The organism is Rheinheimera sp. EpRS3 (assembly GCF_001513785.1).
GTDB lineage: Bacteria > Pseudomonadota > Gammaproteobacteria > Enterobacterales > Alteromonadaceae > Alishewanella.
The window spans coordinates 584025-596035 of the sequence record NZ_LNQS01000009.1 but is presented as its reverse complement, the minus strand read 5'-3'; the positions used below and the strand labels follow the sequence as shown (position 1 = coordinate 596035).

The following is a 12011-nucleotide window of genomic DNA, read 5'->3' as shown; positions in this document are numbered from 1 at the left end:
GCCTGCTATGCCGAACAAAGTTGTGGTGATTTACTCCGGAGGGATGGATTCCTTCACTGTGTTACACAAAGCCGTGCAGGCCGGCCATGATGTGTACGCTCTGTCTTTTAATTATGGCCAGCGCCATGTAAAAGAACTGCAGTGTGCCGCACAGGTTTGTCAGGAGCTGGGTATCAAGCATAAAATTGTTGATATCTCGGCGATTAATCAACTGCTGGCGGGTTCCTCATTAACCGATGATATTGATATCCCCGAAGGCCATTACGCGGCTGACAATATGAAGTCTACCGTGGTACCCAACCGTAATATGATTTTACTGTCGCTGGCGGTAGGTTACGCGGTATCGCTGGGCGCATCGCAGGTGTATTACGGTGCGCACTCGGGCGATCATTTTATTTACCCCGACTGCCGGCCGGAATTTGTGCAAAAAATGCATGATGTCTGCCAGATAGCCAACTATGAACCTGTCGATATTATCAGCCCTTATCTGGCGCAAACCAAAATAGAAATCCTGGCCGATGGCCTGGCTATGGGGCTGGATTACAGCAAAACCTGGACCTGCTACAACGGCCGCGAAAAAGCCTGTGGTAAATGTGGTTCTTGTCAGGAGCGGTTAGAAGCCTTTACGCTGAATAAGGTTACCGATCCGCTGCCGTATGAGCAAAACCTGAGCTAATACCACATACCTGGTTATAACATATAGAAAAGCGGCCTTGTTGCCGCTTTTGTTGTCTCTATAATGACGTAAAATTGAATTATGGCGCTATTTTATGTTGGCTTTCTGGTTTGCAATTCCGTTTTGGCAAAGAGTGCTGGGAGCCCTGTTATTGGGTGTCACTACCGGTGCACTGCTGGGCGAAACGGCCACTGTCTTTAAACCGTTAGGCACCTTATTTATTAATGCCATTCGCATGCTGGTAGTGCCGCTGGTATTTTTTGCCCTGATCAGCAGCATTACCTCACTGGCCGACAGCGGTAAAATGCAGCGGCTGGCATTTAAAACCGTGGGGTTATTTTTACTGACTGCCTTTATTGCCAGTTTAATTGGCTTAACGGTAGGCTCACTGGTGAACTGGGGCGATACCGTACAATTAACTGCTGCAGAGATAAAGCCGCGCGACATTCCACCGGTAGCCGATGTACTGACCAACCTTATCCCTACCAACCCGCTGGCGGCTATGGTAAACGGTAATATTCTGCAAATTATTGTCTTTGCTGCCTTAGTGGGTATCGCTATTAATAAAATAGGCGAAAAAGCCGCGCCGATGAAAAAAGTGCTGCTGTCCGGTGCCGATATTATGTATCAGATCACCCGTATGGTGCTGGAGTTAACCCCGCTTGGCGTATTTGGTTTAATGGCTTGGGTAGTGGGTAATTATGGTCTGGACACTTTGTTGCCGCTGGGCAAATTTATTCTGGCCATTTATCTGGCTTGTATTATCCACATTGTATTTACCTATGGCGGCCTGGTTAAGCTGTTTGGTGGTATGCGTGTGCGCGATTACTTTAAAGCTATCTTACCGGCGCAGTTAGTCGCCTACAGCAGCGCCAGCAGCTACGGCAGCCTGCCGGTAAGCCATAAAGTGGTAACCGAAAACTTAGGTGTATCAAAAGATTATGCCAGCTTTGTACTGCCACTGGGCGCCACCATTAATATGGACGGCTGTGGCGGTATTTACCCGGCCATAGCAGCCATTTTTATTGCCCATCTGTATGGAATAGATCTTACAACAGTCGATTATTTGCTGATTGCCGGCACCGCGACATTAGCATCTGTTGGCACCGCCGGTGTACCGGGTACTGCTATGGTTATGCTAACAGTAACCTTAAGTGTGGTGGGTTTACCGATTGAAGGCATCGCTTTTATTGCCGCGGTAGACAGGATTATCGATATGATGCGCACCGCCACCAATGTAACAGGCGATACTATGGTAGCACTGGTGATTGGCCGCTCAGAAGGTTTGGTACAAACTCCCGCAGAGCCGGCACAACACAATACTGCAGTAGCATCGTAAAAGACGCTACTGCAGTGCTTATTACGCTGCGCTAAACAGGCTTTGGTGCAGCTGTTTTACCACTGCCGGGGCATCTGCATCCTGTACTAAAAAGCACAGGTTATGTTTAGAAGCGCCATGGCAGATCAGCCGCATATTAATACGCTCCAACGTATTAAATAAATCGCCGGTCACCCCTTTGCTACTGTGCAGATGGTTGCCAATCACGGCAATCAGGCTTAACCCCTGCTCCACAGACACTTCACAAAAACTGCGCAGCTCTGCCAGTGCCGGCTCTACCGACGCACTAAAAGCACTGCTCATACCGCCTTCATCCAACGTCAGCGCTACGCTGATTTCAGAAGTTGTCACTAAATCAACCGAAATCTGGTGGCGGCTTAAAATATCAAACACCCGGGTTAAAAAACCGGCAGCGTGCAACATGGCCGGGCTTTTTACGGTGATCAGCGTTTGTGCTTTTCGAAGTGCTATTGCACGATACGGCGGGCGATCTTTTACGTCTTTGGCTATCCAGGTGCCACCGGCTTGTGGCTCGCGGCTGGAGCCGACAAACACACCAATATTACGCCGCATCGCTGGTATCAGCGTTGCCGGGTGCAAGACTTTGGCACCAAAAGTGGCCATTTCAGCGGCTTCATCAAAGCTTATTTCTTTAATGCAGCGCGCCTGATCAGTTAAGCGTGGATCAGTGGTAAAAATACCGACTACATCGGTCCATATTTGTACTACCGCTGCATTTAAGGCTTCTCCCAATAAAGCTGCACTGTAATCGGAACCGCCACGGCCAAGTGTGGTGGTCTGGCAGATATCATCGGCACCGATAAAGCCCTGAGTAACGACTACGTTATCCGCCAGCAAGGGCTGTAACTGAATTGCACACAACTCACTGATTTGCGTAATTTGCGGTTCGCCTTTACCAAAGCGGCTGTCAGTGCGCATTACCCGGCGGGCATCAAAGCATAAACCTGCGGCACCACGCTCACGCAGCACCTGAGCAAACAGCACTGAGCTTAAGCGCTCACCGAAAGATTGAATTTCATCTTTATGCGCGCCGCTGTACACCGCGCCGCCCTGCTCTATCAGCTCTTTCAGTGCCGATAGCAGCTGGTCAATATCAGCTGCTACTGCATCGGGCTGCTGCAAACGGTTTAATACCGCCAGCGTAATACCCTCGATGCCCTGATAACAGGCATAGCGCTCGGTAACATCGGTATGTTTGGTAATATCAACTAAAAGGTTAGTGACGCCGGAACTGGCGCTAACCACCACTAAACGGATAGTGGGTTCAGCCAGAATAATGTCAGCACAACGCGACATAGCATCGAAGTCTGCGACACTGGTGCCGCCGAATTTTGCAACAATAAGTTTGGACAAGGGTGCCTCTCCTTATAAAACATAATAAGCAGAGCATGGCATTTGCTAACAGCAAAACGAGAATGGCACAGATTGCTTCTGTAATTTCTGTAAACTGTAGTTAACAAAGGCCAGAAGCTCTCCACCGAAATTCAGGTGACAGTCGCAAGGATTCAGCCTTAACGACCGAAAAGTGCAGCTCTATAACTGCGCTTTTCTCGGCGTTAGTCCCCCTTATTCAGGCTACGATGTATAGACATCTGTCCTGAACTACCTGGCTAACGCGCCTCTTCTGGTCTATCAGATATGATTGACGGGCGACACCTTACCTTGTTTTGCCTGAACAGGCAATAGCCTTTTAGCCGTCTAAAAAATAGTTACTCAGGTAACGCCCGCCGTCGTCTCTGCCAGCGCTTATAACTGCGCGCTATGGTAGCGGTTTAAACTGAACAAATCCTTAGCCGAAGTGAAATAAAGCAATAAAATAATTTAGTGCTGCCGGTTAATTTTGCGCAACTGCGCCATAAATTCATCCATATCGGTTTCTGATTTCGCATCACTGTGCCATTTGTTATGAAAACCCAAGGTTAACTGCACCTTGCCATTGCTAAAATACACCTCGTAACCATCAAAGCCGGAATTTACCGTAACTCCTTCGAGCTCAAAACCTGCGCCAAGCTCGTTGTTAATCGCTTTGCCGTGTTTTTCAATTTTACTAAACACGCTGAATAAAAATTTAGCATCCAGTTCATTTTGCATCTGTTTTTTGCTCCAGTCTCAGTTGGCTTAAGCGTAACACCAGTTTGCAGCCAATACGCACAAAGGTTATAGTCCGGCGGTGTTATAAGGAGAAATATATGCACAAGACACTGATTACAACCGCTATTGCCCTGACATTTTCTGCCGCCGCTGCGGCAAATATCGTGCAGGATGCACCACTGGTGTCTATTACCAGCCACGATGCTTACTTCGACAACCTGCGTGCCCACTGCGGTAAAGCCTATGAAGGCAAAGTCAGCATTGATAATCCGCAAAGTGGTGGCTTTGAAGGCCGTTTAGTTATGCATGTGCGTAACTGTACTGACAGTCAATTACAAATTCCGTTTCATGTGGGTGATGATCATTCCCGCACCTGGATTATTACCAAAACCGGCTCAGGCCTGAGTTTAAAGCACGATCACCGCAAAAAAGACGGCAGCCATGATGTTTCTACCATGTACGGCGGCCATACCACAGATGCCGGCTGGGCTAATGTGCAGAGCTTTCCGGCCGATCAATATTCAAAAGAGCTGTTCTCACGTTTAGGTAACCCGCAGTCAAATACCAATATCTGGCAAATGTATATTTACCCGCAAACCTTTAGCTACCGCTTGATCCGCGAAGGCCGCGAGTTCCGGGTTGATTTTGATTTAACCAAACCGGTCGCTCTACCGCCAACGCCATGGGGCTATAAAGACTAATCCCCCGGCACAGGCGACCGGCAAACTGGTCGCCTGATTTCAGTTACGCTAAGATAAACTGATTTTGCCCAACTGGCGCCGCCATTGCGCGTTAGCTAACAAAACAGACAACAATAAAAAACTACGGAGCCACTATGATTACCCTTTCCCGCTTTAGCACATTTGTCACTGCGCTGACAGCCATGGCAGTATTAACGGCCTGCTCAGAGCAACCCGCCAGCGAAAAAACAGCAGAAGTTAATCCCACAGTCGCAAACGAAACTGCAGCTAAAAGCAGCGAATTACAGTTTAGTGAAGTTAACCCACGCTTAGGCGAATATATTAAAACGCTATCAGCAGACGAGTTTCAGGGCCGTGCGCCGGCAACAAAAGGCGAAGAGTTAACCGTTGCCTTTTTGGAAGACAACTTTCGCCGCATCGGTTTAAAACCTATCGACGGCGACAGCTATAAGCAACCGGTATCGTTGGTACAAATTGATCCGGTTCAGGTATCGGCCATGACATTAAAGGGCGCTAAGTTACCGGCGCAGTTTAACTACCGTGACGATATGACAGCCTGGACCACCCAGGTGACCGAACAGGTTGAGGTAACCGACAGCGAAATGGTATTTGTTGGCTACGGTATAGTGGCACCGGAATACGGCTGGAACGACTACGAAGGTTTAGACGTAAAAGGCAAAACCGTGGTGATGTTTGTTAACGATCCGGGCTTTGCCACCCAGGACCCGGCACTATTTAACGGCAATGCCATGACTTACTATGGCCGCTGGACCTACAAATATGAAGAAGCTGCCCGTCAGGGTGCCGCTATGGCACTGATTATTCATGAAACCGCACCGGCCAGCTACGGTTGGGGCGTAGTAGCTCATGGTTCACCGATTAAATTTGATTTAATCAACGAAAACAAAAACATGGACCGCGCCAAAGTAGAAGGCTGGGTAACTACTGAAGCCGCCGAAAAGCTGTTTGCTAATATCGGCACCGATTTAGCTACTATGCACAAAAACGCCCTGCAAAAAGATTTTGCCCCGGTCGCACTTAACGCCACAGCGTCAGTCAGTGTAAAAAACAACCTACGCGAACTGGTATCCAGCAACGTGGTGGGCTATATCGAAGGCAGCAAATATCCGGATGAATATGTGTTGTATATGGCGCATTGGGATCATCTGGGCATGGACTTCTCTAACCCGACAAACAAAGTATTTAACGGCGCCCAGGATAACGCATCCGGCACCGGCGGCTTACTGGCACTGGCAGAGTATTTCACCCAGCAACCTAAGCCAGAGCGCTCAGTGGTATTTGTCGCGGTAACAGCAGAAGAGCGCGGTTTGTTAGGTTCAGCCTGGTATGCCGCTAACCCGGTATTCCCACTGGAAAAAACTGTCGTCGGCATTAACATGGACGTAATGAACGTGTATGGCCCGATGAAAGATATGGTGATTGTTGGCCTGGGTAATAACAACGCTGAAGATATCCTGATCAAATACACCGAACAACAAGGCCGTTATGCCGTGCGTGAGCATAACCCGGAAGCCGGTATTGCTTATCGCTCAGATCACTTTAATCTGTCAAAAAAAGGCGTGCCAATTCTTTATGCAAAAGGCGGTAACGACCACTTTGAAAATGGCGCAGAATGGGGTAAAGCTCAGCGTGCTGAATACAATACCTGTTGCTACCACAAGGTAAACGACGAGTGGAACGACGACTGGGATTTGCGTGGCGCACAGCAAGACTTATTCCTGTTTTATCAGGTTGGCAACGAGCTGGCTAACAGCCGCAACTGGCCAAACTGGAATCAGGGTAACGAATTTAAGGCAATACGCGATGCATCAGCTGATGCGCGTAAATAAAAAAACTTGATGATCCCCGGGGCAGCCAAGGCTGCCCTTTTTTATTGCCGCGGTTTTATACCACTGCTACATAGAGATAACCCGGCCCAGCTGATATATTCATAATCTATTCAGTGAGTTCAGCTTACTGTCGGTTTAATTAAATAAAGGATCATACCCATGCGCTGGTGGCATAAAACGCTGCTTACAAGCTTAGTGCTAATGCTGCTGTTACTGGCTACGGGTTACTGGTACCTACAAAAAACACTGGCAGCTTTGCCGGTGCAAAACCTGCATTATGAAGTCAAAGCGTTGTCGCTGCATCAACTGCAGTTAAGCCATGTCAGCTTTAATATCAGCTCTGCAGATGTTCACGTGCAACTGAATGATGTGGCAGTTAGCTGGCTGTTTCCGGCCTGGTTTAGTCTGGCACTGGATCATGTTCAGCTGGGTAGTGGCAATATTACCCTGACCACCTGGCCGCAAACAGATGCGAGCACTGCGGATACAGCAATGCCTGCTTTTAGCCTGCCAGAAAACTGGCAACTGCCAGCTATTTTGCCCGGCACAGTTTCGCTACAACAGCTTGGTATCCACCTGCCCTGCGGCCAGAGCCGCTGCAGTTATCAGCTGCAAGCCGACATCAGCATTGTGCAACAAAAACTGCAGTACCAACTTACTGTTGCTGATGCTGCCAGTAACGACACATACAGTGCCGACGCTACTAGCAGCGATATAGCGCGGTTAAGCCTGAGCGGCGATTACCAGGCCATACAAAACCTGCCACTGCTTAATGCGCAACTCACGCTGGATGACAGTGCCTGGCTTACACTCAGCCAGCAGCTTTCCGCCCAAAACGGCATTAATGCCAGCGGCGAACTTAAGCTGGATATTGCCCCGCCCTCGCCCTGGTTATTACAACAGTTTAAGCTGTGGCAAATTGAGCTGCCGGCAGATGCTTTAACGCAGTTTACCGCACCGGTAACGCTGCAAAGTAACTGGCAACTGGCATTGCCGGAGCAACTTAACCTGGCCAACCTGAGCCAGCAGGCTAGTGGCAGCTGGCAACTAAGTGCTAACCTGCCCACACCGCTTAGCCTGCCGGGCATAGGCCAGTTGCAAGGCACGGTTGCCGCTAAGCTTGGCCTTGAACAAGGCGAGCTAAGCCAGTACCAGTTAAATAGCCAGTTAACCTTATTAAAACCACAGTTGTCCGGTGATTTGTTGCAGTTGGGCCTTAATGCTGATGCAGTGCATATTACGGTAAACGCCGATGGCAAAAATCAACCACAACTTAACGCCCTGCCACTGCAGATAGCCCTTACCAGCGAAGGCAGAACAGCGCTGGGCTTAAGTGGCAATGCCATGCTTAACCTTACTCCACCAATCAGCGCACAGCTGCAACAGGCAACGTTAAGCCTGAAGCAACAGCTTTTTAACCCGGCGCCAGACACTAAACTGGGCGAGGTACAGCTTAACAGTGAATTTAACGCCTACTGGCTGGCCGACAGCTGGCAGCTGGATGTACAGCAGTTAACCGCCGACATCGCCACCCTGAGTGCGCCCGATATCAGTGGCCGCAATATCAAGCTCAGCATCAGCCCCGGCCAGTTTAGTGGTGACAGCCGCTTTAGTCAGGTTAAGCTGCACTCTGATATCAAGCTGAGTATCAGCGAACTGGCGCATCTGCAGTTAAAGCCCCAAAGCTGGCAGTGGCAAAGTAAACTCAGTGGCGATCTAAACGATTTGGTACTGGACGGCCATATAAGCAACGCCGCCAGCCTGGGGCTTACACATCAGCTAAAGTACCAAGATGATAAGCTTAAACTTAACTGGCAACTGGATGATATGTTTTTGCTGGCAGGTAACCCGCTGGCGGCAACCTTAACCGCCTGGCCTGCTTTACTGGAGTTTAACCGCGGCCGTATTGCCAGCTCAGGTGAATTAACCCTGTTACCGGCAGTCAGTGCCAGCGCAAAGGTAAATTTGTCGGGTGTCAGTGGCATTTATGATCGTAGCCTGTTTAAAGAGTTAACTGCCGCACTGCAGCTAAAATACCAGGCCGATGCCGTGCAACTGGGTACAACTGATGCCACCGTGGCCGAAATTGAGCACGGCGTAGTTGTCGGGCCACTAAAACTGAATGCGCAATATAATACTACTGCCGATGCCATTACCGCAGGTAAACTGGATATCCAGCAGCTACAACTGCTGGCAATGGGTGGGCAGGTGCAGGTGGAACCGGTATTGCTGGATTTATCGCTGGCAGAGCAGCAATTACTGCTGCAACTCAAACAAATTGATTTAACCCAGTTGCTACAACAACACCCCACTACCGATCTAACCGGCAATGGCCGGATCTCCGGCACTATTCCACTGCTGCTTGGGCGTAACGGCGCCAGCGTTAAAGATGGCAGTATTGCGGCAGAAAGCCCGGGCGGCAAGTTACAGTACCGCCCGCCTACAGCGCAATCTATGGCAGCAAGCAATCAGGGCATGAAAGTGGTGCTGGAAGCGCTGGACGATTTTCATTATTCGGTGCTATCGAGCAATGTCAGCTATGATACCAGTGGTAAATTGTTGCTGGGGCTAACCCTGAAAGGCCAAAACCCGGCGCTGGAAGCTGGTCGGGCGATAAACCTGAATATTAATCTGGAAGAAGATATACCGGCGCTGATCACCAGCCTGCAGCTTAGCAGCAAAATCAGCGATAAAATAAAGCAACGGGTGCAACAACGTTTACAACAGTCAGGCGCAAAACGCGCTAACGGAGTACAACCATGATACAACAACTCAGTGGGGCAGTCGTTCTGGCATTATTGCTGGCCGCCTGCACTCCCAAAGTGCAGGTGGCTTTGCCAGCCGAACCGATTAACATCAACCTGAATGTAAAAATTCAGCATGAGATCTATATTAAAGTCGATAAACAGCTGGATGAATTATTCAGCGATGACAGTGGTTTATTCTAAGGAGCACATGATGAAACGGTTTAATAAACTAAAAATGCTACTGTTACCGGCACTGTTTGCCATCAGCCTGCCGGTATTGGCAATGAATTTACAACAAGCGATGTCAGCACTGGGCCAGGCCAAAACACAAGGTTTGGTTGGCGAGCAGGCTAACGGTTATTTAGGGGTTGTCAGCAACAGTGGCGATGCGGCCAATATTGTTAAACTAATTAACGACGCCCGCCGTGCTGAATATGCCAAACTGGCGCAACAAAACAACATAGCGGTAGCAGACGTAGAGGCAATGGCAGGCAAAAAAGCCCTTGAGCGCACCAGCGCCGGCCATTATATTTTGCTCGACGGTAACTGGATTAAAAAGCCCTGAACCCCGGCCCAGTCAGCCTTGTATATTCCAAACCGGCATCTGTAGCTAAGATGCCGGTTCCTCCAGGTTATTGGCTATTGGCGCATAGGGTTTATCTATGCCAATAAAACCTTACCTCTGCTTTTTTTGCTTGTTTTACGGCAGTTTTTACAGCGCCGGTGCGCAGGCACAGCCACAACAGTTTGACGCGCTGGTAAAACAAATAGAACGGGGTGAGCGGCCTTTTTTCAGTATTGCGGATTATCAGCAAGCGCTGCTTGAGCTTGAAACCGCCCTACCCGCTAATGACACCAAGCGTGGCAGTATGCTCGACCGTTTACGCTGCACTTTGGCTTACTTTGATAAACCCGAGCAAGGCATCAGCTTTAGCGATGAGAAGCTCAGCCTGGCTAAAAAAAACCAGGATCACGAAGCATTAGCCGATTATTATGGTTGCCGCTATTACCTTTACAGCCAACTGGGGCAAACCCAACTGGCAGAACAAAATGCACAGCTTAGTTATGAAGCGGCCAGCACCAGTGAAAACCCGCTGAGTATTGCCATTAGTTTAAGCTTACTGGGCGATATAGCCTCATATCGGGGCCACTATCCCGATGCGATGCAGCATTACGTTAGCGCTTATCAGTTACAACTTAGCCTGGGATACAAACCTTATATCAGCGACTTAGTGCTCGCCATAGCGGCAACTTACCGTCGTATGGGCTTGTATCAGGATGCGCTGGATTATCTGGCTCAGGCAGAGCAGGAATTTACCGCGCCACACGAGCAATTTCGTCTGGCGATGATCTTAAACGAGAAAGCGTTCTCTTATGCTGAGATGAACCAGCCACAGCAGGCACTGGAGCTGTTTGAACAAGCTTTGCAGGCGTATAAACAGCTGAATGAACCCTTATGGCAAACCTCCATTAAGGTAAACCTGGTGTGGGTGTATAACCTGCTGCAGCAATATGACAATGCCCTGGCCTATAGCCAACAAGCGCTCGATGAGCTTAATAGCAGCACCGTACCGGATGAATCGTCGCTTGCTACCTACAAAGGGCTGTTAGCGCTGTACCACGGCGAAACGCTTATTGCCCTGCAACAACCCGAAGATGCATTGCATCAGGTTACGCTGGCCGAACAGCACCTGAGCATTGATGACAACCCCCGCTACCGGCTGATGCTGTACAAAGTAAAAGCTGAGGCTCTGGCAGCTACTGGTGATATGCCAGCGGCTTACCAAATGTTGCAACACTACCTCAGCAGTAATCAGCAGCAACAGCAACAGGCCAAAGAGCAGCAAAGTAATTTACTGCGCATCCAGTTTGACTCAGCCCGTCAGCAAGAGCGCAACCAGCAACTGGCGGCAGAAAAAACTCTGATGCAACAGCATGTCAGCACCTTACAGCTGGCCCAGCGCTGGCAGTACGCCGCATTGAGCTTAATTGCACTATTGCTGCTGATTTTGTTTACTGCTGCCCTATCGCTAAAACGGCGCAACCGCAGGTTGCATAATCTTGCCATGACAGACGAGCTAACCGGTATTGCCAACCGGCGGCGCATTATGTTGCTGGCCGAGCAAGAGCGGGTAAAAGCGCTGGATACCACCCTGCCTCTGAGCTTTTTAATCCTCGACCTGGATCATTTTAAACAGGTAAACGACCGTTATGGCCACGAAGCTGGCGATTTAGCCCTGCAGCAATTCAGTGTTACTGTCAGCAGTTTATTGCGGGAACAAGACCACTTTGGCCGCACCGGTGGTGAAGAGTTTTTAATCGTGTTGCCCGACACCGAGCTGATACAAGCAGAAGTAATAGCCGAACGTTTGCGCCATGCCGTTGCTGCCATTAACATAAGTGACAGCAAAAAGCCGTTTTCTATTACCTGCAGTTTGGGTATTGCGCAAAACCGGCCTGACGAAGCACTGAACATTACTCTTGGCCGCGCCGATGATGCGCTGTATCAGGCCAAAGCTGAGGGCCGTAACAAATCATCAACGGGCCAGTAAGTGTCAATAATTAGGTATAAAAAAACGGCGCTTA

At 49.4% G+C, this 12011-nt stretch carries 10 protein-coding genes and 1 riboswitch; of the genes, 8 read left to right on the top strand and 2 right to left on the bottom strand.

Annotation, left to right across the window (positions count from 1 at the left end; translation table 11 throughout):
* Positions 1–7: 7 nt before the first annotated feature.
* A complete protein-coding gene (gene queC / locus AR688_RS15230) occupies positions 8–676 on the top strand; it encodes a 7-cyano-7-deazaguanine synthase QueC (protein WP_068235717.1) in 669 nt (222 codons plus the stop codon).
* Between the two features lie 94 nt (positions 677–770).
* The gene (locus AR688_RS15225; RefSeq protein WP_068235715.1) at positions 771–2015 is read left to right on the top strand and encodes a dicarboxylate/amino acid:cation symporter; all 1245 of its coding nucleotides are present in this window, start codon (positions 771–773) and stop codon (positions 2013–2015) included.
* Between the two features lie 21 nt (positions 2016–2036).
* Here the strand turns inward: AR688_RS15225 and lysC are convergent, their stop codons facing one another.
* Both lysC and AR688_RS15215 read right to left on the bottom strand, forming a co-directional pair.
* Complete coding sequence (gene lysC, locus AR688_RS15220; RefSeq protein ID WP_068235713.1) at positions 2037–3389, bottom strand: lysine-sensitive aspartokinase 3; 1353 nt, start codon at positions 3387–3389, stop codon at positions 2037–2039.
* A 106-nt stretch (positions 3390–3495) separates the two neighbouring features.
* Positions 3496–3668: riboswitch (Lysine riboswitch) on the bottom strand.
* A 189-nt stretch (positions 3669–3857) separates the two neighbouring features.
* Positions 3858–4127 carry a DUF3081 family protein gene (locus tag AR688_RS15215; protein ID WP_068235709.1) on the bottom strand — a complete coding sequence of 90 codons (270 nt, stop codon included), beginning with the start codon at positions 4125–4127 and terminating at the stop codon, positions 3858–3860.
* Positions 4128–4225: 98 nt separating this feature from the next.
* On the opposite strand from AR688_RS15215, the gene AR688_RS15210 reads away from it, so the two are divergent.
* The 6 genes from AR688_RS15210 to AR688_RS15185 all read left to right on the top strand — a co-directional run bounded on the left by AR688_RS15210 (position 4226) and on the right by AR688_RS15185 (position 11977).
* Entirely contained in the window at positions 4226–4828 is a 603-nt protein-coding gene (locus AR688_RS15210; RefSeq protein ID WP_068235706.1) for a hypothetical protein, read from the top strand.
* A 134-nt stretch (positions 4829–4962) separates the two neighbouring features.
* Entirely contained in the window at positions 4963–6678 is a 1716-nt protein-coding gene (locus tag AR688_RS15205; protein ID WP_068235703.1) for a M28 family metallopeptidase, read from the top strand.
* 159 nt (positions 6679–6837) lie between these two features.
* On the top strand, positions 6838–9441 hold the full coding sequence (locus tag AR688_RS15200) for an intermembrane phospholipid transport protein YdbH family protein (protein WP_068235701.1): 2604 nt from the start codon (positions 6838–6840) through the stop codon (positions 9439–9441).
* Positions 9438–9626 (top strand): YnbE family lipoprotein, encoded by a 189-nt coding sequence (locus AR688_RS15195; protein ID WP_068235700.1) that lies wholly within the window; start codon positions 9438–9440, stop codon positions 9624–9626. The genes AR688_RS15200 and AR688_RS15195 overlap by 4 nt, the downstream gene beginning before the upstream one ends.
* Positions 9627–9636: 10 nt before the next feature.
* Positions 9637–9990 (top strand): YdbL family protein, encoded by a 354-nt coding sequence (locus AR688_RS15190; RefSeq protein ID WP_068235698.1) that lies wholly within the window; start codon positions 9637–9639, stop codon positions 9988–9990.
* A gap of 97 nt (positions 9991–10087) precedes the next feature.
* A complete protein-coding gene (locus tag AR688_RS15185) occupies positions 10088–11977 on the top strand; it encodes a tetratricopeptide repeat-containing diguanylate cyclase (protein WP_068235696.1) in 1890 nt (629 codons plus the stop codon).
* Positions 11978–12011: the final 34 nt, after the last annotated feature.